Here is a 26,113-nt window from a genome sequence, read left to right as displayed (position 1 = left end):
TCAGGTAAAAAGGGTTTTGGCATATAAATTGCTTTCAGATAAAAAGATAAAGTTTCGCTTTAATTGCAAAATAAAGTTAAGAAAATAGAAGTCATCAAAGATAATCGGATAGATAAATAGCCAAAAGGTCGACAAACAATGTTTGGGAGATTGTTATCTGAGGTATAGATAAATCCTGAAATTTGTTTGAAAGTGACAATATGCGTCATATCCGTTGAATAAATTTTGCAATCGAAATATCGGTATCAAATACGATATTTTCATTTTTGGTTATTGGATTGGATGTTTGAAAAGCAGGTTATTCCATCAGTTCAATAATATATTAAGTTTATTTGTTTAACATTTTAAATCAGAGAGTCAGCATGAATAAAATCTATCGTGTCGTATGGAACGAAACCACACAGACGTGGAACGCGGTGGCAGAATTTGCCAAAGCGCATGGGAAAACAGCTTCATCAGGCATAGGCGGTATTGTTGCCTCCGCAGGCGTGCGCTTCGCGTTTACCGCCATCATGTCCGGTCTGCTGCTTGCCAGCGGTCAAGCTATGGCCGCAGAAAATAGCGGCAAAACCCTTGCCAATGGTAAAGCTGTTGCCGAGGCTGTCGAAGGTACCGAATATAACACCTGCTATTTCGATACCGTCAGCTACAACGTTGTCTGCGGCGATGATAATACGACAGCGTTAGATTTCATTCCTCAAGATAACGGACAATCCCCGAAACAAGGTAAATCTGTTGCCATCGGACAAGGAGCTCAAACCAAAGGGGAAAGTAACGTCGCCATCGGTCCGAATTCGGCTACTGCCGAAACCGGCTCTATTGCCATCGGTTCTTCCGCCAATGCTGCCAAAAACCAGACTATTGCCATCGGTCAAGGTGCGGCAACGAAAGGTCAGGCTGACATTGCTATCGGTAAAGGTGCGGGTCCCGGCTCCAGTTCTGCAAACGGGCGAAACATCGCTATCGGTGAAAATGCGTTACAAAGCAGCACGAACAGCGATAACGTGATCGCCATCGGTACCAACGCAGGCAGTGGCAGTGACAGTACCCAGTCCATTTACATCGGTAATGGCGCAAACGGTATGGAAACCAAAAACGTCGCTATCGGTAACTTGGCGAAAACCAAAAGCGGCAGTGTCGGCATCGGCGACTCTTCAAATGCGCAAGGCAGATCATCTGTTGCCATCGGCACCAGCGCCACTGTTACTGAAGCAGCAGGTAACGGTATTTCCATCGGTTTCAATTCCAATACTTCGGGTATGAGCGCCGTAGCCATCGGTGGTGCGAGTACCGTTGGCAAGGGTGCGAATGCATCAGGTGCAGCCAGCCTTGCGATTATGAGTACTGCCATTGCTACCGGACAACGGGCTATTGCCGTGGGTGAATCGGCTTTAGGTTCGGGCTCTTACGGCATTGCCATCGGTGGTAAAGCGAATGCGTTAGGTGCTTCCTCCATCGCGATTGGCGGTAGTCAGGATCCGACTAAAGGTACGAACGCAACCGGCAATTTCTCAACAGCTATCGGCTATGGTGCTAAGACAGTCAATCACGATACTACTGCCGTCGGTAAAAGCAGCTCGGCAAACGGTCTGCGCGCCACAGCCTTCGGTGTAGACAGCAATGCAGATGCAGAAAACGCCTTGGCAGTCGGCCCGCAAACCGCTGCTTCAGCCAAAGGCGCGATTGCCGTCGGTTTTTCCACTCAGGCAACCGGTTTAAGCAGCGTAGCGGTCGGTAAAGAAGCCATTGCCACCAAAGAAACTTCTACTTCGCTCGGTCAAAACAGCAAAGCGACCGCTAACAACGCCGTTGCCATCGGTAACAAAGCCGTAGCGGCAGGTACAGGCAATATCGTAGTGGGTACGAACGCGGGCGTGTACGACGATACTGTTTCCGCAGGACGCAAGGTCGGCGCGGACACCGTCTATATCGGTGCGGACAGCGGTCGCAATGCCTATACCAACGAACGCCAAATCTCTATCGGTAAAGGTACGGGCAATAACGCCACCGGTGTTGACAACATCGCCCTCGGCCTGGGTTCCGGTGCATTTGTGGTTGGCGCGAACAACGTCGCTATCGGTAAAGAAGCAGGCATGGGTACGGATGCCCAAAAATTGAACGTCACCTCCACTGTCGCCATCGGTGAAGCTGCAAAAGGCAGCTTCAGCAACACCGTAGCCATCGGTAAAACGGCCTTGGCAGAAAAAGAATCCGCAGTTGCCGTCGGTATGGTTTCCAAAGCCAGCGGCGACAATTCCGTCGCCATCGGTAAGACCGCCAATGCCAGCGCACACGAAACCATAGCCATCGGTCATGAGACCGTTGCCGGAGCCGTTTCTTCCGTCGCTGTCGGTCAGCGTGCCAACGCTTCGGGCAGTGAGGCGGTTGCATTGGGTATCGATTCCAATGCCTCCGGTCGTTTTGCCGTAGCCATCGGTAACATGGCAAAGGTGACCAACAGCAAGCTCAACGGCATTGCCATCGGCAGCAACGCTGTCGCTTCAGAAGACTATGCAATGGCGATGGGTCTTGACACCCAAGCAACGGGCAACAGCTCGATTGCCTTTGGTAATACGACTAAAGCACTTGCTGCAGAAGCTATTGCTATCGGTCATTCCGCCAATGCTGCGGAAGGCAATACTGTCGCCTTGGGTGTATCTGCGACTTCGGCAAAAGCAGGTGCGGTTACTTTGGGTGCATATACCAAAGCTGATGCTGTCAAAGCACTTGCCTTGGGTTACGAATCCCATGCCGTCAATGAAAACGATGTTGCTTTGGGTGGCGGCAGTTTGACCGAAGCGCACCACAGTGGCGATTACACACTGAACGGTAACTACACAGCCGCCGGTACATGGTCTTACGGTACGGTTTCCGTCGGTAAAGTCGATGCAACCACCCCTGCCAACAACTTCACCCGTCAAATTCAAAACGTCTCCGCGGGTGTCATCAGCGCAACCAGTACCGATGCCATCAACGGCAGCCAGCTTTACGCGACCAATTCTTACCTGCTCAACTTGGGTAAAAACGTCAAAGATGCCTTGGGTGGCAGTACCCAAATCGACGATGCAGGCAATCTGACCCTGAACAATTTAGGTGGTACAGGCAAAGCCAATGTTCACGACGCTTTAGAAGCGATGAACAATAAAATTGACCAATTGGGCGGCGGCAGCTCCAGCCATTTTTACAGCGTTAATACGGCCTCCAATACCCGAGGCAACTACAACAATAACGGCGCAACCGGGCTGGATGCTCTGGCGGCAGGCGCTGATGCCCAAGCTGCCGGTGACTTTGCCGTAGCCGTCGGTACAGGCGCGCAGGCAGTGATCTCCAACTCTATCGCCATCGGTAAAAACGCCTCTGTCAACGAAGATACCGCCTCTGTCGCTGCCGTCAACGGTTTGACTAAAGGTGAAGGTTCCGTCGCTATTGGTGCGAACACCAAAGCCAGCGGCACCAATGCTACCGCCGTCGGTCAATCATCCAATGCTTACGGTCAAAACTCTTTCGCAGGCGGTCAGTCTTCCAAAGCGTTGGGTAAATCCAGCGTAGCGGTCGGTGACGGCGCGCAGGCCACCCAAGACTCCGCTACTGCAATCGGCGCATACAGCCAGTCCACAGAGGCGGGTGCGACCGCGTTGGGCTTCAATACCCGCGCAACTGCTTTCGGTACCGTCGCGGCAGGTCGGAACAGCAAAGCCGTTGCCAACAATGCCTTAGCATTGGGTAACGAAGCAGATGCGCAAAGAGAGGATACCATCGCCATCGGCTACAAAGCCCAAGCCACGCAAAACCGTGCCGTAGCCTTCGGTAAAAACGCCCAAGCCACCGCAGGCGATTCCTTTGCCTTCGGCGATTCGGCAAAAGCTTCTGCAAGCAATGCCATTGCCTTCGGTAAAAAAGCCAATGCCGCTCATGCAGACTCCATCGCATTGGGTGTCAATTCCGCGACTGAAGCAGCCGTTCAGACGACCTCTGCTACCGTTGGCGATTTGACCTTCGGCAACTTCGCAGGTAACGCACCTTCATCCACACTCAGCATCGGCACGGCAGGCAAAGAGCGTACGATTACCAATGTCGCCGCAGGCCGCATTAGCGACAGCAGCACCGACGCAGTAAACGGCAGCCAGCTTTATGCAACTCAAAACGTCATGAACAAAATCGGTAAGAGCGCAGTCGGCGTATTGGGTGGAAACGCAACTATTGCGAATGACGGCACTGTTAAGATGACTAACATCGGTGGTACGGGTGAGAGCACTATTCATGATGCCATTGCTTCTATCCACAACGCTTCCTACAAATCGTTCAAGCTGAATACAGCTAAAACCAACAATACCAATGGTGTTGCTGAAAACTATTCTTTGGAAGAAATTACCAATGGAGCGACCATTACGCTGGAAGCAGGTCAAAATATCCGTTTGAGCCAAAATAAAGGTGCAGTCAGCATCAATACTGTTGATAATCCGACTTTTGCCGGCAAGATTACTGCAAATGGCGGCCTGGATATGGCAAACAACAAGATTATCAATGTTGCCAAAGGTAGTGATCCGTCTGATGCAGTGAATTTTGAGCAGTTATCAGATGCGATTAAAAACGTCCATGTAACTACATTGACTACGGTTAGTAATTCAACACCGTTCTCTTATGTTGGTTCCAACGGCAAAATGTTGAGACGCGAAGTAGCCATTGATCCGCTGACGCAAACACGCACCGTTAAGTTTGTCGATGTAGAGAATGAATCTGTCTATACAGGCAATGACGTAACCATTGCCGCATTGAATCCGACTGATCCTCAAACTTCGACTCCGACTATTATCGGTAACGTTAAAGATGGTCAGAAGCAAAACGATGCGGTAAACGTATCGCAGCTGGACAAAGTTGCCAAAGCACTTGGCACACAGGTTAATCCTGCTGACGGCACTATTACTGCACCGAATTACACAGTTATTTCTGGCAATCCGGATAGTAGCAGCGTAGCGACTTACCATACTGTCGGAGAAGCATTAAGTGCGTTAAGCGATGCAGCACGCACACCGTTGACGTTTGCCGCAGATACCGGTACGCCCTCAACTCGACGTTTGGGCAGCACTGTCACCGTTAAAGGCGGCGAAGCCGATGCAACCAAACTGTCCGACAGTAACAACATTGGTGTGGTTTCAGACGACACTACCGGCACACTCAACGTCAAACTGGCGAAAGAGCTGAAAGGTCTGACCTCGTCTGAATTCATCGACGCAGCAGGCGGCAAAACCACCGTTTCTGCAGACGGCGTGACCGTCGGCACGGCGGCAAACCCCGTCAAACTGACGACCGAAGGTCTGTCTAACGGCGGTAAGAAAGCAACCGACATCGCTGCCGGTGTGAACAATACCGACGCCGTCAACGTCAGCCAGCTCACTCCGTTGGCAACCGCATTGGGCGCAACCGTCAATCCGACTACCGGCGCGGTTGAAGTACCGAATCTGGTGGTAACCAAAACCGACGGCACGCAGGCCGCACCTGTCAACACCGTACAAGGCGCGTTGGACAACATCGGTACCGAGCTGCAAAAAGGCCTGACTTTCGGCGGCGACAACGCAGACAAGAATTTCGAGCGCAAACTCGGCAACCAAGTTTTCGTCAAAGGCGGTGCGGATGCGGCGAAACTGTCCGACAACAACATCGGCGTGGTTTCAGACGACCTTAACGGCACGCTCAACGTCAAACTTGCCAAAGATTTGCAAGGTTTGAACAGCGCACAATTTGAAACCGACGGCAACGTGACCACCATCAACGGCGGCAATGTTTCCTTGGCTGACAAAGACGGCAATATTGCCGAAACCACAGCAAACGGCATCACCCTGACCCCGGTGCCAAGCAGCGGCAAAGAAGCCGTCAGCCTGACCAAAGACGGTCTGAACAACGGCGGCAACAAGATTACTAAGGTTGCCGAAGGCACGCTTGCGGCTGACAGCACCGACGCTGTTAACGGAGCGCAACTGTACAAAGTTGATCAGAAAGCCAACACCAATGCCGAAAATATTGCTAAAGGTATCAATATCGGCGGTACAAGCGGCAGCAACAAATACGCATTGGGCGACACTGTCAACATCAAAGGCGACAGCAACATTACCAGCGAAACCGTTGAAGGCGGCGTACAACTGAAACTTGCCGACACCGTCAAAATCGGACAAGACAGTGGCAAACCTGTCAGCATCGACGGCGTAAACGGCACAGTCAGCGGTCTGAGCAACACCACCCTGGGCGGTGCGGACTTTGCCACTAAAGGTCAAGCTGCAAGCGAAGAGCAGTTGAACGCAGCCCAAGCCAACCTGGCGAAACTGCTCGGCGGTAACGCGGCCAACGACAAAGGCAACGTGACCACCACCGACATCGGCGGCACGGGCAAAGACAACGTCCACGACGCCATTGCCGCAGTCAAAGAAACTGCCGACAAAGGCTGGAACCTGAACGCCAACGACGAAACCTCGTCTGAAAAAATTGCCGCAGGCGACACCGTAACCTTTAAAGAAGGCAAAAACGTCAAAGTCAGCCGCAACGGTAAACACATCACCGTCGCGACTTCAGACGACGTCTCCTTCGACAAAGTAACTGTTGGCGGCAGCGTCCTGACCGACAACGGACTGACTGTGGGCAACGGCAAGGCAGGCAAACCTGTCAGCCTGACCAAAGACGGTCTGAACAACGGAGGCAATAAAATTGCCAACGTAGCCAAAGGTACGGACGACACCGACGCAGTGAACGTTGCACAGCTCAAAGCAGCCGCAGCGAAAGCCACGTCCAAAGTGGATAGCGGCAACGACAACATCGTCGTCACACCAGAGCAAAATGCCGACGGCAGCACCACTTACAAAGTGGCGACCGCACCTAACCTCAAAGCCGACAGCTTCACCGCAGGCGATACCGTTGTGAACAACGACGGCGTCAAAGTTGGCGACAAAGTGGCGCTGGGCAAAGACGGTCTGAAAGCAGGCGATGTGAACATTACTGCTGACGGCATCAATGCAGGCAACAAAGTCATCAGCAACGTAGCCGCCGGTGTGAAAGACACCGATGCCGCCAACGTCGGACAGCTGAACCGTCTGACTGCCGCCGCCAAGACCGAAGTCGAAGCCGGTACCAACATTGCAAGCGTTACCAGCAAACAAGGTGCGAACGGTCAAACCGTTTACACCGTGAACGCAGACGGCGCGAGCGTTTCCGCAGGTTCCGACAACATCGTCGTGACCAAAGGCAACAAAGACGCCGACAACGTGACCGACTACGCCGTCGACCTGTCTAAAGCCGTCAAAGCCGACATCGCCAAAGGCGTCGCGGCGAAAGACGCGGTAGACAACAAAGGCATCAGCTTCGCAGGCGACAGCGGTACGACCGTAGCCAACAAACTGGGCGATACCGTGGCGGTTAAAGGCGATGCCAACATCACCACTACCGCAGGCGCGAACGGCATTCAGGTCGGCCTCAACAAAGACCTGAAAGTAGACAGCGTCAAAGCAGGCGATACGGTTGTGAACAACAACGGCGTCAACGTCGGCGACAAAGTGGCGCTGGACAAAGACGGTCTGAAAGCAGGCGATGTCAACATCACTGCCGACGGTATCAACGCAGGCGGTAAGAAAGTGACCGGTGTCGCCGCAGGCACCGTCGCCGCAGGCAGCACCGATGCCGTCAACGGCGGACAACTGCACCAAGTTTACGAACTGATCGGCAGCAACGGCGGCAACGTCAACACCGCACCACCGTCAGTCGAAGCAGACGGCAAAGCAGGCTTGGGTAATATCAAAAACATTACCCTGGTGGACAACAGCAATAATCCGAACGTGACCAACGTCACGAACGAGACCAAGATTGCCCAGTCCAACGGTTACAGCCTCGTGACCTACAACGTCGAAGACCAAGGCATGTACGTGACCAACAACGTCATCGAAGCCGTAGGCCGTATGAACGAACAAGGTATCAAGTTCTTCCATACCAACGACGGCGAAGTGAACCCCGACGTACAGGCACGCAACAGCGAAGACTCCAGCGCGAGCGGCGCATACGCCACGGCGGTCGGCTTCCAAGCCGCCTCCAAAGGCACCAACGCCATCGCCATCGGTAAAGGAGCCAAAGCCAACGCCGAGAACACCATCGCCATCGGTACCGGCAACATCGTCAGCGGCAAAAACTCCGGCGCCATCGGTGACCCGACCGTAGTAAGCGGCAACAGCTCTTACTCCATCGGTAACAACAACAACGTATCCGCCGACAACGCCTACGCACTGGGCAGCAACATCAAAGCCACGGTTAAAGACTCCGTCTACCTCGGCGACCGCGCCCAAACCCAAGGCATCCGCACGGCTGATGCGGCCAAAGGCGAAGCCTACACCTACGGCGGTCTGAACGACAAAGCCGTGGCAGGCAAAGCAGGTTCGGCTGCCGCAGCGAACAAAGTCGCCGGCGTCGTCACCGTCGGCAACGGCACGGACGAAACCCGTCAGGTACAAGGTGTGGCGGCAGGTGTGGTATCGGCGGATTCGACCGATGCGATCAACGGCAGCCAGTTGTATTACACCAATCAGGCGATTAACCAAAACGTGACCAACATCGGCAATTACGTGGTGAACATGGGCAACCAAATCAACCAACGTATCGACAATGTGGAAAGCGACTCCAAAGCCGGTACCGCAGCAGCCATGGCGGTGGCAGGTCTGCCGCAAGCCTACCTGCCCGGTAAGAGCATGATGGCGGTTGCAGGCGGCGTTTACCGCGGTGAAAGCGGCTACGCAGTCGGCTTCTCCAGCATCTCCGACGGCGGCAACTGGATCATCAAAGGTACCGCTACCGGCAACTCGCGCGGCCACTACGGCGCGACCGCAGGTGTCGGCTACCAATGGTAATCCTGACCTAAAGCCTGTTTGAAGGCAAAGCAGAGGTCGTCTGAAAACCCGAAACAGGGTTTTCAGACGACCTTTTTCTATATCGGATTGCATGGGAGGGGGTGGTTTTCCAATATGCTCGGTTTCGCAAACACTCGCTTGACACAAAACGCTAAGATTTGTTTTCAGACGACCTTGCAGTCATGTCCGACTATTTTTTGTGGCAAAATTCAGCCATGTTCCACATGGTCAGTCCGCGTATTTAAACTGAAGAAATTTCAAGCCGGCTGACCAAACAGATTACAAGGAGAAACAGACATGAGCCGCATTTTATCCTCACTGCGCTATCCGCTGATTCAAGCACCGATGGCGTTTGCACATGACACAGAGCTGCCTTTGGCTGTCGGCAAAACCGGCGCTTTGGGTTCGTTGGCGGGGGCGATGTATGACGCTGCGGGTTTGGAAAAAGCGTTGGCACGGATGAAGCAGGAAGGCGGCGACCGTCCGTACAACCTCAACTTTTTCGCCCACCGCACGCCGTCTGCCGAACGCGCGCAATACGATGCCTGGTTTGCCGTGTTGCGTCCGTATTTCGAAGCTTACGGGCTGACGGAAAACGACATTCCCAGCGGCGGCGGACGGCAGCCGTTTGATGCCGATGCGTTGGCATGTGTGGAACGTTACCGTCCGCCTGTGGTCAGCTTCCACTTCGGCTTGCCCGCGCCCGAATACTTGCAGCGCGTCAAAGCGACGGGTGCGGAAGTGTGGAGCAGCGCGACGACGGTCGAAGAAGCCGTTTGGCTGGAACAAAACGGCGCGGATGTCGTGATTGCCCAAGCGTGGGAGGCGGGCGGTCATCGGGGATGGTTTTTAAACCGCAATCCCGACAGCCAAAGCGGCTTGTTCGCCCTGTTGCCCGCCGTCCGCAAGGCCGTGCGCCTGCCCGTCATAGCCGCAGGCGGCGTTTCCGATGCCGCCGCCGTCCGCGCCGCTTTGGAATTGGGCGCGTCTGCAGTGCAGGTCGGAACTGCCTTCCTGCTCGCAGACGAAGCCCTGACCAAACCCGCCCACCGCGCCGCCATCCAAACTGCTCGTCCTGAAGATACCGTGGTGACCAACTTGTTCAGCGGCGGCGCGGCACGCGGGCTTTACAACCGCTTCATACGTGAAGCCGGTCCGATGAATGACGCAGCGCTCCCGTTCCCCTTGGCAGGCGCAGCCGTCGGCGCATTGAAAGCCACCGCCGAAAAACAAGGCTGCTACGACTTTTCTCCATTTTGGGCAGGACAAAACGCAGGACTGTGCCGCCCCGGCAGCGCGGCGGAAATCGTCGAACGGTTGTGCGGCGGCATCGAGCGTTAGGACGGTTTGAGCACAGGCAAGGTGGACGTTGCAAGAAGGTCGTCTGAAAATTGAAAACAGGTTTTCAGACGACCCGTAGCGTGGGCTTTGCCACGAAATGAAGATAAAGACAACCGCCCGATTCGGATTGTCGGACAGCAGGTTCGCGGACAAAGCCCACGCTACGGACTGGGTTTCTTCCGAGCTTGTCGATTAGTGGTGCCGGAGGTTTTCATTTGCCGTTAATCAGGGGTTTGCGGGTAATGCGCAGCCTGCCGTCGGACAGATATCGCCTTTCCTGAACATAAACCGATTGCAGCCCTTTACCGGAGATGCCGCGGAAGCGTCCGCCCATATGGAACGCAGCGCCCGATTTGGTGAACGTTTTGATTGATTTATGCTTTATAATTATAGAAAACAAGAGGAAATGATATATGCCTTTCTTTAAAAATAAATTAGGTATCTGGCTGGCATTAATCTATCTAATCGCATCAATGGTTATTTTGGGTGATAGTACAGAGGGGAGCTGGGGAGGTTTTCTTCTCTTCGTCTCAGCCTTTCCCTTTTCCATTTTGTCCTTATTCGTTTCCAATTATGTAAATGGTCCGTTAGCCAATTGGGTATTTATCTTTCTGAATGCAATTTGGTGGTTTTTACTGGGATGGTTAATCACTAAGATTTTTAGAAAAAAGATTCAGACAGAATAAATCCGGATTGCCGACGACAGGAAGGGCTTTTTTGCGGTCTCCCGTAGCGTGGGCTTTGCTCACGAGGTGAATACACGGACAAAGATAACTGATTCAGATTATTAGGTGGCGGATTTCGTGGGCGCAGCCCACGCTACTTGGGTTATCACAAGCCTGTATTGATTGAATAAAGGTCGTCTGAAAACGGGGATGAACGAGTTTCTCCAAAACTCAAATCCCAAAGTTTTCAGACGACCTTATTTTTACCTGTAACCTGCCCCCTCTCCCGTCCGGCGGGAGAGGGTTGGGGAGAGGGTGGCTCTACGGTTTGCACGAATTTGCTTTACCTAAACCTCAAAAGTCACCCCCATCCTAACCTTCCCCCGCCGGGCGGGGGAAGGGACAAGTTGTCGTTGCGGCAATAAGTAGCGTGGGCTTTGCTCATGAGGTGAATACACGGACAAAGATAACTGATTCAGATTATTAGGTGGCAGATTTCGTGGGCACAGCCCACGCTACGGGTTGGGTTTCCAATTTAATTGAATAAAACCTGCGTTGATTGCATAAAAAATTGAATCCAAGGTCGTCTGAAAATCCCCAACCGCCATCACTCAAGCCGTATTCCTCTCTGTTTGGAATACGGCTTGTCGTTTCTGCCGGTTTATTTCTTCTGCCACGCTTGGCGGAGGTATTCGATGTGGTCGGGGAGGGCGTAGAAGGGGGTGTTGCCGTGGTTGGCGTTGGGGTAGAGGGTAAATTGTGCGTCTGCGCCGAGGTGTTGGAGGGTGCCGGCAAGCAGTTTGGCTTGGGCGACCATTTCCCTGCCGATTTGTTCGGGGCGGTTGCTACGGCCTTCGTGTTCGCCGACGCTGATGCGGACGGCGGTGTCGGCGGGAAGGGCGGACGGGAGGAAGTCGAGGACGCGGCGGTTGTGCCACCAGACGGAGGGGGAGGCGAGCAGGTTGTGTTTGAAGCGGTCGGGGGCGGTGAAGAGGGAATAGAGTCCGAACAATGCGCCGAAGGAGTGTCCGAACAGGGCTTGTTCTTTGGGGTTGACGGGGTATTTGGCGGCAAGGGTCGGGGCGAGTTCTCGGTCGAGGAAGGCGGCGAAGCGGTCTGCTTGTCCGTATTGGCGGCGGTCTGCTTCGGTGGCGGTTTCGGGCAGGGGTGGGGTGTAGTCGAGGGCGCGTTGGGTCAGGTCGCGGACTTCGCCGTTGGGGTAGCCGATGCTGACGATGAGGCAGGCGGCGCGGCTTCGGGTCATGGGGTTGATGAGCAGGGATTGCGCCATGCTGAGGGCGGCGGGAAAGAAGGCATCTCCGTCGAGGATATGGAGGACGGGATAGCCTTGCGGGGGCGGGTCGCCGACGGCGGCGGTTTGGATGCGGTAGCTGCGGCCGGTGTGCTCGGAGCGGATGTGGGTTTCTTCGGCTTGCAGCAGGCGGGCGGCTTGCCAGTGTGCGGTGCGTGAGGTCATGGCGGGGTTGTCGGTTGTGTTGGTGGGGTGGGGTGTGTGTTATCGGGTTGTCGGATGTTTCAGACGACCTTTGGGCTATATCTGCTGTTTCTCTATGTCAAACATGAACATATAGTGGATTAAATTTAAATCAGGACAAGGCAACGAAGCCGCAGACAGTACAGATAGTACGGCAAGGCGAGGCAACGCCGTACTGGTTTAAAGTTAATCCACTATAAATGATAAAACCGGACAGGTGGTGTTCCCTGCCTGTCCGGTCTGTTTCCGTAATGTGTTGGTCTTCTGGTTTTTGGCGGTGATTTGTTTTCCTTTTGCTTTTCCCGTTTTTAGAAGTCGTAGCGGAGGTTTGCCATCAGGCTGCGCTCCGAGCCGGGAATGTTGAAGGTGTTTGCGCTGCCGACGCGGGCGTAGTAGTGGCGGTTGAAGATGTTGTCGGCGTTGATTTGCAGCTTCAGTTTAGGCGTGAAGCGGTATGCCGCCATGGCGTCGAATGTGGCGTAGCCGCCTGCACGCAGCCCTGCTGCCGAGGAGATGCTGCCCATCGCGTTCACGCCGCCGCCGAGGGTCAGCTTGGGCGTAACTTCATAAGTTGTCCACAGGTTTGCGCTGTGTTTGGGCATCAGCAGGAAGATGCCGTCGTCGCGCGAGTTGGCGGCGGTTTTGATTTGGCTGTGCAGATAGCTGTAACCTGCGTGGATTTGCCATTTCGGTGTAATCGCGCCGCTGATTTCGGTCTCAACGCCTTCCATCACGCGTTTGCCCAAGGCGGCGTAACGGGTGTTGCGGTTGTTCGGGTTCAGCGGTGCGGCGGCGTTTTTGTCTTTCAGGCGGTAGAGGGAGATGCGGGTGTTGAGGCGGTCGTCCATGTAGCTGCCTTTGTAGCCGACTTCAAACTGGTTGCCTTCGCGCGGTTTGAGCAGGTTGCCGTCGGTGCCGAGGCTGGTTTGCGGCGTGTAGAGTTGGGAGAAGCTGGCGTAGAGGCTGTTGTTGTCGTTCAAGTCGTAAACTGCGCCTGCGTAGCCGGTGAACTTGGTTTTGCTGGCTTTGTGCAACTCGTCGCCTTCGCCCGCTTCGATTTTGTAGTGTCCCAAACGCCAGCCGCCGATGAGCGACAGCCTGTCGACCGGATGGAAGACGGATTTGCCGTAAACGCCGAATTCGTCAAGGTTTTCAGTAGCGACGGTATGGCTGTAACCACGCGCGCCGGCACGGGCGTTCTGCATCAGGTTGACATAGGGAACAGAGTGGAAATCGCCCAAGGCAACATTACGCGCAACGGCTGCACGGCCTTGTTCGTTGGTGCTGCGCAGGCGGTTGTAGTCCGCGCCGACGACGAGTTCGTTTGCGGTGTTGCCCAAGGCAAACGGACGGCTGTAACTTGCGTCAACTGCGAAGGCTTTTTGTTTGATTTCCGTGCCTAAGCCGACGACGTTTGCCTTATTGTCGGCAGAAAGTTTGTTGGCGGCGAAGGTGTAGTTGGAGTCGGCATCGCGGTCGGAATAGCGCATACCGATTTTGCCGTAGCCGCCGTCGTCAAAATAATGTTTCAGATCGGCGAACACGTCATGGCTGTTCATTTTGAATTTGTTCCAATCCGCGCCGACAAAGGTGTGGTTGGGCAGGGACAGCAAATTACCGCTGCTGCCGACGGGCAGGCCGTTGTACGGTGCGAGGTGGCGTTGCTGGTAGAGATAGCCTACGCCCAAAGTCGTGTCGGGGTTGATGTCCCAATCCGCCGCCGCGTAGAAGGTTTCGTGGTGGTTGTTTTTCTCGGCAGGACGGGGAGACGCGCCCGAAGTTTGCGCCATCACACGGGCGCGAACGCTGCCGTCGGCGTTCAGAGGACCTGAAACGTCGGCTTCGGTTTTATATTGTTTGTGCGTACCAAACCCTGCCGCTGCATGGCCTTGGAACTCTTTGGTCGGGCGTTTGCGCACCAAATTCACAATACCGCCCATCTCACCGCTGCTGTCGAACAAGCCGCTCGGGCCGCGCATCACTTCGACGCGGTCGAAAGCAAACAAGTTAGGCAGTGTGCCGTTGATGCTCTGCATCTGCGCAGGCAGGCCGTCGATGTTGTATTCGCTGTATTCGTAACCGCGCGCATAAACTGACGAGCGTCCGTCGTCATTGCTTAACACGCGCAGGCCCGGCGTTTTGCGTGCCAATTGGTCAAAGGTATCGACGTTACGATCTTTTACCTGCTGATTGGTGATGATGCTGACGGATTGCGGAATTTCGCGCAAAGAGGCGGGGATTTTTGTGCCGACGGTGGCGGCAAACGAGCTGTAATCGCCGTTTTTCTCGGTGGCAATCGCGTTATACGAACGCTGCCCCTTCACATGGACAGTATCCAGCTCGACCGTTTCGGCGGCAAATACAGTGGAAGATAAAGCGGCCACAACGGCGGCAGCGGTCAGATTGGGTCGGAACATCAATTTCTCCGTTCATTGTACAAATGAGAATGGTTGTATTTTATAAGTTTGATGTCTGAAATTGTAGAAAAAAACTATCGTTTTCCCGACAATCTCTTGTGAATATGCGACAAGGTCGTCTGAAAACTTTAATTTGGTTTTCAGACGACCTTGTCCGTTTTGCCTGCAAATTTTGTTTGAAATGTTGATTTGTAATTCCGATACAAAATTCAAAAAATTTCATTTTCATATGAATTGCAGCGGGTAAAACAATAGCGATATGGCAAAGGGGAAGACTCGGCAGCCCCTTTTATCAAACTCGTTAAAATGATTTTATTTCAATGTATTAAAAACAGAAAAATCCTGAAAGAGGTCGTCTGAAAACAGCATGCATGGTTTGTGATGTAAGTCAAAGAGAAATGTAACAAAATTACTTATAGTAATCGTAGTGAAAATTTATCGACTTTATTGCCACCTTATATCAAGGAGATACACCATGAACGCATCAGCCGACAATGTCGTCAGCCCCGCCGTAGCCGAGGTCAACAGTTTGGTTGAAAAGGGTTTGCGCTCGTTGGACGAGTTTCGCAAGTTGAATCAGGAGCAGATTGATTATATCGTTGCCAAAGCCTCCATTGCTGCGCTGGACAAACATGGTGTACTCGCCATGCACGCGGTCGAAGAAACGGGACGCGGTGTATTTGAAGATAAGGCGACCAAAAACCTGTTTGCCTGCGAAAACGTCGTGCGCCGCCTGCGCGATTTGAAAACCGTGGGCGTCATCAGCGAAGACGATGTAACCGGCATTACCGAAATCGCCGATCCGGTCGGGGTCGTTTGCGGTATCGTGCCGACCACCAATCCGACTTCCACCACCATTTTCAAATCCCTGATTGCGCTGAAAACCCGCAATCCGATTATTTTCTCGTTCCACCCTTCCGCCCAGCAGTGTTCCGCCCACGCCGCCCAAATCGTGCGCGATGCCGCGATTGCCGCCGGCGCGCCGGAAAACTGCATCCAGTGGATTGAAAAACCGTCTATGGAAGGTACTTCCGCGCTGATGAAACATCCGGGCGTGGCGACGATTTTGGCGACCGGCGGTAATGCGATGGTGGAAGCCGCTTATTCCTGCGGTAAACCTGCGCTCGGCGTCGGGGCGGGCAACGTGCCTGCTTATGTTGAAAAAACGGCAAACATCCAACAGGCGGCACACGACATCGTGATGTCCAAAGCGTTCGACAACGGCATGATTTGCGCCAGCGAACAAGCCGTCATCGCCGACAAAGAGATTTATAAAGAGCTGGTTGAAGAGTTCAAATCCTACGGCGTGTACTTCGCCAACAAAAAAGAAAAAGCCATGCTCGAAGACTTCATCTTCGGCGTCACGGCAAACTGCGCCAACTGCGGCGGCGCGAAACTCAATTCCGCCGTTGTGGGCAAACCGGCAGCGTGGATTGCCGAACAGGCCGGGTTTAAAGTCCCCGAAAAAACCAACATCATCATCGCCGAATGCCGCGAAGTCGGCCCCAACGAGCCGCTGACCCGCGAAAAACTCTCGCCCGTATTGGCGATGCTCAAAGCCGATTCCACCGAACAAGGCTTGCAGTTTGCCGAACAAATGGTCGCCTTCGACGGATTGGGACACTCCGCCGCCATCCATACCGCCGATCATGAATTGGCAAAAACCTTCGGCACCCGCGTCAAAGCCCTGCGCGTGATTTGGAACTCGCCCTCCACCTTCGGCGGCATCGGCGACGTTTACAACGCCTTCCTGCCGTCACTGACCTTGGGCTGCGGCTCTTACGGCAAAAACTCCGTCGGCGGCAACGTCAGCGCAGTCAACCTGTTAAACATCAAAAAAGTAGGCCGTCGGAGAAACAACATGCAATGGTTCAAAGTACCCGCCAAAATCTATTTCGAGCGCGATTCCATCCAATATCTGCAAGATATGAAAGACTGTGAAAAAGTCATGATTGTGACCGACCGTTCGATGGTCGATTTGGGTTTCGTCGATAAAGTGACCCACCAGCTCCACCAACGCAAAAACAAAGTAACTATCCAGCTTTTCACCGATGTCGAGGCCGATCCGAGCGTCCAAACCGTCTATAAAGGCACCGATTTGATGCGCAGCTTCCAACCCGACACCATCATCGCGCTGGGCGGCGGCTCGCCGATGGACGCGGCAAAAGCCATGTGGCTCTTCTACGAACAGCCCCAAGTCGACTTTGAAGACCTCGTCCAAAAATTCATGGACATCCGCAAACGCGCCTTCCGCTTCCCCGAATTGGGCCGCAAAGCCAAATTCATCGGCATCCCCACCACATCGGGCACAGGCTCCGAAGTCACGCCGTTTACCGTCATCAGCGACGGCGACAAAAAATACCCCATCGCCGACTACTCGCTGACCCCGACCATCGCCATCGTCGATCCCGCATTTACCATGACCGTTCCCGCCGGCGTAACCGCCGACACCGGTCTGGACGTACTGACCCACGCCGTAGAAGCGTACGTTTCCGTGCTCGCCAACGACTTTACCGACGGCCTCGCCCTGCAAGCCATCAAGCTCGTGTTCCAATACCTCGAACGCTCCTACAAACACGGCGCGTCCGACCCCGAAGCGCGCGAACACATGCACAACGCCTCCACCATCGCAGGCATGGCGTTCTCCAACGCATTCCTCGGCATCAACCACTCAATGGCGCACAAAATCGGCGGCAAATACCACGTTCCGCACGGCCGCGCCAACGCCATCCTGCTGCCGCACGTCATCCGCTACAACGGCACGCGCCCGCAGAAAACCGCCACCTGGCCGAAGTACAACTACTACAAAGCCGACCTGAAATATCAGGAAATCGCCCGTACCTTAGGCCTGCCGTGCGCCACCCCTGCCGAAGGCGTAGAATCCTTCGCCCGCGCCTGTCATGAACTGGCGGTCAACGTCGGCATCAAAATGTCGTTCAAAGAGCAGGGCATCGACGAAAAAACCTTCATCGACGGCCGCAAAGAACTGGCAATGCTGTCCTTCGAAGACCAATGCACCCCCGCCAACCCGCGTCTGGCATTGGTCGCCGACATGGAAGAAATCCTGACCAAAGCCTATTACGGCGAATAAGGTTCGCGAATTACAATAAGGAGTAAGAAAAAGGTCGTCTGAAAACCGCATTTCGGGTTTTCAGACGACCTCTGTTTTTTATATTGTGCCCCACTTATAGTGGATTAACTTTAAATCAGGACAAGGCGACGAAGCCGCAGACAGTACAGATAGTACGGCAAGGCGAGGCAACGCCGTACTGGTTTAAAGTTAATCCACTATATTTTTAGCAGCCGTAGCGTGGGCTTTGCCCACGAATGAACATAAATAATTTGATTCGGATGTTCGGGCAGAAGGTCGTGGGCGAAGCCCACGCTACGATTTGCTGCAACGGCAACTTGTCACTTCCCCCGTCCGGCGGGGGAAGGTTAGGATGGGGTGGCTTTATGGTTCTAGGTAAAATCAAATTCGTGCAAACTGTAGAGCCCCTTCCCGCCAGACGGGAGAGCCAGCCGCCCGTAGCGTGGGTTCTACCCACGAATGAACAGAGATGATTAGATTCGGATGTTCGGGCGGAAGGTCGTGGGTGAAGCCCACGCTACGGGTCGGTTTATCCTGAATCTGTATCCACTTGACGAAGGGTCGTCTGAAAACAGAAATCCTCAATTTTTCAGACGACCTCAATAACAGACTTTCAATTCAATCTACGCTTGCTGGATAGCACCAATAAGAAGGTATAGTGGATTAAATTTAAATCAGGACAAGGCGACGAAGCCACAGACAGTACAGAAGATAGTACGGCAAGGCGAGGCAACGCCGTACTGGTTTAAAGTTAATCCACTATAATTTTTACCATTGAAATTTACGGCAACTATTTACATTATCCACGCCATAATAATTTTCCGCATCCAATTTATTATTTCTATAAAATATAGGTATTCCTCTAAAATATTTATTTAAATCAATATCTCTATCTCTATCTCCATCACTTAAGGTATGTTTTCCTTTCCAATTAACGTAGTATTTAGAAGGCGCCATAACCAAACACCCGCTTTTATGATTTAAAATCAAAATATTATTAGTTTCATGGTAATGCGAGGAATTTTCTTCCAAATCCTCTACCATGCCTCCTTCTATGTGCATAAATATCGAATACTTGCCATCAGGCGAAGATTCCAGATAAACCATTTCAGATACACAATTATCTACTTCATCTTTTTGATAACAGCCATCTTGTAAGGAATATGTTTTTATTCCTTTATTTTTCATCGTATAGCGCATAAAAATGTTTTTTTTATTTGGCTTTAAAAACTCTAGCTGCCCATAACCCAACAAATTTTGCACCTCGCGAACAGGAAAAATATTTTGTTCTGCCATAGCGAAACTACTATAAATAAAGAATAATAAAATGATTTTCTTCATATCAATCCACCTTTGTCGTATTGCTCCTGCTCCCGTGCCCAGTCCACCATATCTTTAGGATAGTACAGATACTGCCGCAGGGAGGTGTCGTCCAAATCTTTCAAATAGGCGACGGCGGCGGATTCAAAACTCCAGTAGCCGATATAGCCGCCATATTCGGGATCTTGGTTCAAATGTGTGTCAATCAGGAGATTGCCGATTTTTCGGTTGCCTTCGTACCAGCTGGAGAGGTAGGTGTTGAGATATTTTAGAGACTCTTCCTTGCTTTCTGCCATGATTGCTTGCAGTAGGGGTTTGCGGAAGTTGTGTCCGCCTTTGGCAAATTTGGCGCGGGGATCAAATTTCGTGGGTATCGCCATATTCATCAAAGCCCTGAACGAGGGGTCGTAATACATTTCGTCATCGTTATAGGGATTGAGGCTGTCTTTAATGGTTTCCAGCCAGTCAATCCGTTCGAACAAGAGGCAAAGTCCGATAATGTTGGGTTGCTCTTCTCCCGCCCACTCCTCCGGCCCCCAAATAAACATGATGTCTTCCTTTTGCCCGTATTGCCTGTGTATATCCAGGCATTGCTTACAGTAATAAACTATTTGATTCATACGCTTCTTGATTTCTTCTATCGGAAATCCTGCGGTGTATTCGGTAAGCATTGTTAGATAAAGCTGTTGAGGCAGTGCATCTGAAGGAATAGTTGAATCACTCTTACTTTCTTCTATCCACTCTTGCAGCAGTTGTAGATTTTCAGAATAACTGGTTTTAAAAAAATCTTCTTTAAACAATCCCTGACGGTCTTTATTGCGATCATATTTAACTTGATTGGTCATTTTAGTCCTTAAATAGACAAGTAAGTTATTTAAATCATCTGGGGCTGGTTTCTGCATTTTTCCAACGTTTTTTTTGGCATTTTCATAGTTTCTTTGTGCTTTTAGCCTTTTCTCCGTTAGCGAACAATCAATTCTTTACCTAGAAAATGTGGTCGGCAGGTTTGTGATGGCGGTGTATCACAGCCATATGAATAATTAAACAGGACGACTGCTATTGGCAAAGAGGTCGTCTGAAAACTTTCAGACGACCTTGATAGATGTTGGATTTCCAACCCAATCTACGCTTACTGCACTCCTTCGGATGTTTTGAAAAAAGCGTTTTCCAAAATAGGCGTTGGCGGAGGCAGCATATTGAATCGATACTCGGAAGGATGGCATTTGATGTTCGGTTTGTCTGCACTTTTAATGTTTATATCGACGGTATCGGTATTTTTTGCCGAACAAAATAGCATTATGATAGGTATAAACTGCGTACTTAAAATAGGCATCATAAATCATCTTCAAGCTTTTATCATTACGCATAATATCCCATATCATTTTCCGACGCTGTTCTCTTTGAACTCCCCCTGATGTGGAAAACAAAAATTTCGTTATAAAATGAAAACTTTGTTCAAATATTTGCTGATGATTGAAATTTTATCTTTTAGGACGGTAGAATGCGGGGGTATTGGATAGGAGACATCCTCTAAAATGTTGGAGCTACCTGAATTGTGGTTCCGAGTGTCAAAATTTGAACAATGAAAGTACCGATCATGCAGGAACCTTATTCTCGCGAGGGGAATAATCCCTCATCTCATTCCGGCTCGTTTTGGGAGCGCGAAGTATTACGCGAAGTATTGCTGGCTTCTTATAAAGAGCAGCGTAGCGCACGTATTTGGCGCAATATTTGGCGTGTTATCGGTGTGATTTTATTTCTCATGTTTATTGCGTCACTGTTTGGAGACGATACCGATGCAGTGCAAAGCAGTGGGGAACATACAGCAGTGATCGATTTGAAAGGCGAAATCGGCAATGAACTTGATGATCAGGTTGAGATGCTGCGCACCGGTATGGAGGCGGTTTACAATAATCCCAATGCTAAAGCGATTATCATCCGCGCCAATAGTCCGGGCGGATCGCCTGTGGTTTCCAATATTGCGTTTAACGAAATCCGCCGTATGAAATCGGAGCATAAAGACATTCCTGTGTATGTGGTGGCGGAAGATATGTGTGCATCGGGCTGTTATTACATTGCGGCTGCGGCTGACAAGATTTATGCGGATCCTTCCAGCGTGGTAGGCAGTATCGGTGTAATTGGCGGAGGGTTTGATGCGACGGGGCTGATGGATAAAATCGGTATCAAACGTCGTCTGAAAATCGCGGGCAGCAATAAAGGCATGGGCGATCCGTTTTCTCCTGAAACGCCCGCACAAACTCAGATTTGGGAAAAAATGCTGACCGATATCCATAAGGAATTTATTAAATCGGTTAAACTCGGACGCGGAAAGCGTTTGAAAGATCAGCAGTATTCTGATGTTTTCAGCGGCCGTATCTATACCGGTTCGGAGGCTAAAGAAGTGGGATTGATTGATGATTTCGGCAGCGTATATAGTGTCGCTAGAGATGTCGTCAAAGCCCCTGAGTTGGTGAACTATACGCCTGAAGAGGATTTCGGCAAAATATTGGGTCGCCATTTGAGTGCTGAAATGGAGACTAAAGTTAAAGAAAAACTGTCGAAAATATGGTAACAGGATTTGTCCATTATTCGTTTGTTGCCGCCCTAAGTCATTGTGGGGTCGTCTGAAAACGTATCTCTTGAGGTGTTTGATGATGTTCCATATGCCATTTATAGGTTGGAAGGTAACAAACCAATGACAAAAAAGCGGCTTGGAAGGTGTCCTTGCCGCTTTTTTAAGTCCACTAATATAGGGTAAAGTTATCCGTCCTTCGATTAAAGCGACCGCAGAAGCAGTTTTTTGTATGTCAAACAGTTTTTTGTTGATAATACGAAGGCTTCAAGATCGGAACTGCTGAGGCTGAATGTTTATCATGAAATGCCAAGGAATGTTTGAGGTCGTCTGAAAAGCCATTTTGTCATTTCATCTGCGTGATAAAGGTTTATCAGTTGGCGTTAGCGTTCCCGATTTTTGCATCCAACCCCTTCATATCTTATAAATATTATGATTAATGTCCAACATCTAGATTTTTACTACGGCAATACGCAGGCCTTATACGATGTCTCGGTTGAGCTTCCGCAGGGCAGTATTACCGGATTAATCGGACCTAATGGTGCCGGCAAATCCACTTTGATGCGCTGTATGGCAGGATTGGAAATCCCGACATCCGGGGATGTCTTACTTGATGGTCTGCCTATTCTTGATAATCCGCGCGACAGCTTTTCCAAACTCGGCTACCTACCTGATTTTTTTGGTTTGCCGGATGGTTTGAGCGTAATCCAGTGCTTAACTTATGCCGCCAAATCCCGCGGTATTCCTGATGCGCGACTTCCTGATTTGCTGCTGGAAACCGTTCGCCTGCTTAATTTGGAACATAAACTCTATGCCAAAGTCAGCGACCTCTCCCGCGGTCAGAAGCAGCGTGTCGGTATCGGACAAGTCATCATCCATCGTCCTAAGTTCTTGCTTTTGGATGAACCCGCCAGCGGTCTTGACCCTGAGGCACGACATGAATTGTCTTTGTTGCTGCTGAAGCTCAAAGATGAAGGCATGAGTATTTTGGTATCGAGCCATATTCTTTCCGAGCTGGATGAATATTGTTCGCATATGCTGGTGATCAAAGGCGGACGTGTTCAGGCATTTCAATCTGTTAATGATGATGTTAACGAAGATCAGACTGTTTCGCTGCAATTTGTCGGTTTGGATGAAGCCATATTCAAGAGCGTCCGCAATACGGAAGGGGTGAAGAGGGCAGAATGGAGCAATCATGCCGTTACCGTCGTATTGGATGCGGGAGAAGAAGCGCGTGCAGCCTTGTTGCGTAAGCTGTTTGAGCAAAACTTGCCTTTGAGCGAAGCTGCCGTCATTAAAGCGTCGCTGCTGCACAGTTATCAAAACAGCCTCAATCCCCACAAACAGGAGCAAGCCGATGGACAATAAATTGAATATCCCTAAAATCCGGGTTAACGCCGAATTCCAAAGGCTGATGTGGCTCAACATGAGCTGGGGCATGATTGCAGGCATCATCATACTCTACAGCCTGTTTATCTTTGCTAAAGCAAATTCTGAGGACTTGGTGGAATATATTGCCGGAGTCGGTACATTCGGCGCATTCATTTCAAATATCGCCCTTTATCTGCAGATTGAGCGCAGTTTGCGCCAAGATGTATCCAGCAATGCATTTGACCAGTTGCGTATGTCCTCTTTGTCTCCGTGGCAGATGGCTTGGGCGAGGATTGTTGTCGCGCCTTTGACCGGTTGGGTTATTTTCCTTGTTGGCTGGATACTGCTCGGCCTAACGATGTTTCATTTCAACCATGAAGACAGCGATGTTTTCATCATATGGTTGATTATGCCGCTTAATTCATGGGCGCTTGCCTGTCTGATATTGGTCAATGCTTTGCAGTTCAAACGCGGCAACAATCAATGGGAAGGATCTCTGTTGCAACTCCTATTGCTGTTTGTTGTCATGGTCATGTTCGTAACCGGTATGTTGTCCGCCGCGGAAGATCTTTCATACTTGAGTGAAGGTGTATCCAATACAGTATCTCCAATTATTGCTTCCATTGTTTCTGTTGTCTTATGCAGCGTTGCCGCCCGCGCGGCTATGGCAGAACGCCTGCACCTGCGCTCTTCTCGATTGACTTTTATCGTACTTGGACTTCTTACGCCTTTAGCTGCGATTAGCTTCGTAAGCAACTATAAACAATTGCTGTATATTTGCGCCGTAGCTTATGGCGGCATGAGTATTTTGTCTTTGATTACGCAGAAGCAGACGACCTTTTCTTCTGTTGGAGAATTTGTCCGTGCACGTAATAGAAAACCGAAGTGGGCGATTGCTTCGTTGCCTGCTTGGATGATTCTGTTGCCTTTGGGATTGATTTGTGCCGCATTGGTGTCAGCAGACATGGTATGGGTATACATAGGACAATTCTTTCTCCTCATACTGCTGGTTTTTTCCATCAACCAAATGAAATGGCGATACAACAACATCACTATCGCATTATTGATATACCTGCTTCTTCGAGGCCTTTGGTTCGTGATTGCATCGTAACAGGAGCGTATTTTTCTGTTTTTCACCCTGCCTTTAGCCATAGAGAGGTTGGGAGGTAGGATAGGATAAAGGTCGTCTGAAAACCGGTTGGCAAGGTTTTCAGACGACCTTTTTGTCTATACGCAAATGAATTCGGCTGTATCGAGGTCGTCCATGCTTTTCCGTCCCAAACTCATGTGTAACGGCATTTATAGTCAATTAAAATTAAAATAGGACAGTAACGCATCGTCAAATCGGGCGTAATCAGACAATACGGTTCGCAGATACCGCTTAATATTCGCCCACACCTTCTCAATCGGGTTGAGCTCAGGTGAATAAGGTGCAAGAGGCAATACCTTATGTCCCCATTTTTCCGCTATTTCCCGTAAGACACCCATACGGTGAAATCGCGCATTATCTAAAATAATCACCGATTTTTGAGTCAATGCGGGCAGTAGGCATTGCTGAAACCACGCTTCAAAAAAGACTCCGGTCATCGTATTTTGATAAACCATCGGAGCAATCAGCCGGTTGCCGACTTGTGCGGACACCAGAGATAAGCGTCGGTATCTTTTTCCACTTATCTGCGCTTTCACTATTTGCCCTTTCGGGCTGCGGGCATAGGGACGGAACAGGTAGCGGTCAAATCCTGTTTCATCCAAATAAACACGTTGGTAGTCGGAAAATTCGGCCAGCTGTGTCAAATAATGCGTTACTTTGGCCGGGTCTTGTTCTTTGTAAGTGGTGGTCTTTTTTTGCGCGTCATCCCCATCTGTTTGAGTGCATAGCAAACGGCGGCTGGCGTACAATCAAAATGTTTGGCGATTTCATGCAGATAGGCATCCGGGTGTTGCCCAACATATTGAGCCAGTTTTTGCCTATCCAATTTGACGGCATTTAGACCGGTAACTTGATGTTTTAGGCTGCCTGTTTGTTTTTTAAGGCGAATCCACAGGTAAAGCGTGTTTCTTGACAAGTTAAACGTCGCTGCGGTTTGGCTGATGTTTTTGCATTGTTCGTAATAGTTTAAAGCTTTGTTTCTTAAGTCCGCAGAGTATGCCATGGTTAGACCTTAAAAGTTGAGTATTGTACTATTTTATTTTTAATTGACTATAAATATCAGTTAAGAAACAAGGCCCAAAACCGCCCCTGCCTTGTCGGAATTGCCGAATGACGGTACTATGCGCAGTTAACAGCTTGATTGCCGTTCGGATGGTCATGCGTCCGGGCGAGGTTTTAAATTCAGTATCTTATTTGAAAGTATAAAATGATTAACGATATTCAAAAAACAGCGGAAAGCAAAATGCAGCGCTCGGTAGAAGTGCTGAAAGAGAATTTGGCGAAAGTGCGTACCGGCCGTGCGCATACCGGTCTGTTGGACCAAGTGGAAGTCGAATACTGGGGCAGCATGGTTCCAGTCAGCCAAGTTGCCAACGTGACGCTTCTGGACGCGCGCACCATCGGCGTGAAACCTTTTGAAAGCAATATGGCGGCCAAAGTCGAGAAAGCTATTCGCGATTCAAACTTGGGTCTGAACCCGGCAGCCGTCGGCGATTTGATCCGCGTGCCTATGCCTATGTTGACCGAAGAGCGCCGTAAAGATTTGATTAAAGTCGTACGCAGCGAGGCGGAAGAAGGACGCGTGTCCATCCGCAACGTGCGCCGCGATGCCAACGACCACATCAAAAAACTCTTGAAAGACAAAGAAATTTCCGAAGACGAAGCACGTCGCGGCGAAGAGGCGGTTCAAAAACTGACCGACAAATACATCGCCGAAGCCGATAAAACGCTGGCTGCCAAAGAAGAAGATTTGATGGCGATTTAAACCCTTGTCCGCGGCGTTTCAGACGACCTTTGAACCGCCGCGCTGCGAAA

14 protein-coding genes are annotated in these 26,113 nt (G+C 51.0%); 8 read left to right on the top strand and 6 right to left on the bottom strand.

What is annotated here, in order from left to right:
• Positions 1–362: 362 nt before the first annotated feature.
• Positions 363–8,876: an ESPR-type extended signal peptide-containing protein gene (locus ACMYUL_RS05450; protein ID WP_415772471.1), complete on the top strand. Its 8,514-nt coding sequence runs from the start codon at positions 363–365 to the stop codon at positions 8,874–8,876.
• A 297-nt stretch (positions 8,877–9,173) separates the two neighbouring features.
• A complete protein-coding gene (locus ACMYUL_RS05445) occupies positions 9,174–10,217 on the top strand; it encodes an NAD(P)H-dependent flavin oxidoreductase (RefSeq protein WP_070870012.1) in 1,044 nt (347 codons plus the stop codon).
• 211 nt (positions 10,218–10,428) lie between these two features.
• On the opposite strand, the gene ACMYUL_RS05440 is transcribed toward ACMYUL_RS05445, so the two are convergent.
• On the bottom strand, positions 10,429–10,551 hold the full coding sequence (locus ACMYUL_RS05440; protein WP_283127068.1) for a hypothetical protein: 123 nt from the start codon (positions 10,549–10,551) through the stop codon (positions 10,429–10,431).
• 79 nt (positions 10,552–10,630) lie between these two features.
• Between ACMYUL_RS05440 and ACMYUL_RS05435 the strand changes: the two genes are divergently transcribed.
• Entirely contained in the window at positions 10,631–10,903 is a 273-nt protein-coding gene (locus ACMYUL_RS05435; RefSeq protein ID WP_070870011.1) for a succinate dehydrogenase, read from the top strand.
• A 640-nt stretch (positions 10,904–11,543) separates the two neighbouring features.
• On the opposite strand, the gene ACMYUL_RS05430 is transcribed toward ACMYUL_RS05435, so the two are convergent.
• Both ACMYUL_RS05430 and ACMYUL_RS05425 read right to left on the bottom strand, forming a co-directional pair.
• Positions 11,544–12,359 (bottom strand): alpha/beta hydrolase, encoded by an 816-nt coding sequence (locus ACMYUL_RS05430; protein WP_070870010.1) that lies wholly within the window; start codon positions 12,357–12,359, stop codon positions 11,544–11,546.
• Between the two features lie 326 nt (positions 12,360–12,685).
• Positions 12,686–14,794 carry a TonB-dependent siderophore receptor gene (locus tag ACMYUL_RS05425; protein ID WP_415772468.1) on the bottom strand — a complete coding sequence of 703 codons (2,109 nt, stop codon included), beginning with the start codon at positions 14,792–14,794 and terminating at the stop codon, positions 12,686–12,688.
• A 475-nt stretch (positions 14,795–15,269) separates the two neighbouring features.
• Here ACMYUL_RS05425 and adhE point away from each other — a divergent pair, with 475 nt between their 5' ends.
• The gene (adhE, locus tag ACMYUL_RS05420; protein WP_415772466.1) at positions 15,270–17,885 is read left to right on the top strand and encodes a bifunctional acetaldehyde-CoA/alcohol dehydrogenase; all 2,616 of its coding nucleotides are present in this window, start codon (positions 15,270–15,272) and stop codon (positions 17,883–17,885) included.
• 768 nt (positions 17,886–18,653) lie between these two features.
• On the opposite strand, the gene ACMYUL_RS05415 is transcribed toward adhE, so the two are convergent.
• Together ACMYUL_RS05415 and ACMYUL_RS05410 are read right to left on the bottom strand one after the other, a co-directional pair.
• Positions 18,654–19,226 carry a hypothetical protein gene (locus tag ACMYUL_RS05415; RefSeq protein WP_070512566.1) on the bottom strand — a complete coding sequence of 191 codons (573 nt, stop codon included), beginning with the start codon at positions 19,224–19,226 and terminating at the stop codon, positions 18,654–18,656.
• The gene (locus ACMYUL_RS05410) at positions 19,223–19,753 is read right to left on the bottom strand and encodes a PoNe immunity protein domain-containing protein (protein WP_415772464.1); all 531 of its coding nucleotides are present in this window, start codon (positions 19,751–19,753) and stop codon (positions 19,223–19,225) included. The genes ACMYUL_RS05415 and ACMYUL_RS05410 overlap by 4 nt, the downstream gene beginning before the upstream one ends.
• A 1,049-nt stretch (positions 19,754–20,802) precedes the next feature.
• Here ACMYUL_RS05410 and ACMYUL_RS05405 point away from each other — a divergent pair.
• From ACMYUL_RS05405 to ACMYUL_RS05395, 3 genes are all read left to right on the top strand, one after another.
• Positions 20,803–21,777, top strand: coding sequence for a S49 family peptidase (locus tag ACMYUL_RS05405; RefSeq protein ID WP_039863262.1), 975 nt, complete (start codon positions 20,803–20,805; stop codon positions 21,775–21,777).
• A 432-nt stretch (positions 21,778–22,209) separates the two neighbouring features.
• The gene (locus ACMYUL_RS05400) at positions 22,210–23,145 is read left to right on the top strand and encodes an ABC transporter ATP-binding protein (RefSeq protein WP_342031711.1); all 936 of its coding nucleotides are present in this window, start codon (positions 22,210–22,212) and stop codon (positions 23,143–23,145) included.
• Positions 23,135–24,259: a beta-carotene 15,15'-monooxygenase gene (locus ACMYUL_RS05395; protein ID WP_342031710.1), complete on the top strand. Its 1,125-nt coding sequence runs from the start codon at positions 23,135–23,137 to the stop codon at positions 24,257–24,259. The genes ACMYUL_RS05400 and ACMYUL_RS05395 overlap by 11 nt, the downstream gene beginning before the upstream one ends.
• A 194-nt stretch (positions 24,260–24,453) precedes the next feature.
• Here the strand turns inward: ACMYUL_RS05395 and ACMYUL_RS05390 are convergent.
• A protein-coding gene (locus tag ACMYUL_RS05390; protein ID WP_415772463.1) for an IS630 family transposase occupies positions 24,454–25,301 on the bottom strand; the annotation gives its coding sequence in 2 pieces (ribosomal slippage) (positions 24,454–24,986 and positions 24,986–25,301; 849 coding nt in all).
• Between the two features lie 204 nt (positions 25,302–25,505).
• Between ACMYUL_RS05390 and frr the strand changes: the two genes are divergently transcribed.
• On the top strand, positions 25,506–26,063 hold the full coding sequence (gene frr / locus ACMYUL_RS05385) for a ribosome recycling factor (protein WP_003758927.1): 558 nt from the start codon (positions 25,506–25,508) through the stop codon (positions 26,061–26,063).
• The last annotated feature ends 50 nt before the right edge of the window (positions 26,064–26,113 follow it).

This window comes from Neisseria sp. CP9 (assembly GCF_047758525.1).
Classification (GTDB): domain Bacteria; phylum Pseudomonadota; class Gammaproteobacteria; order Burkholderiales; family Neisseriaceae; genus Neisseria.
This window is presented reverse-complemented; position numbering and strand designations above follow the sequence as displayed.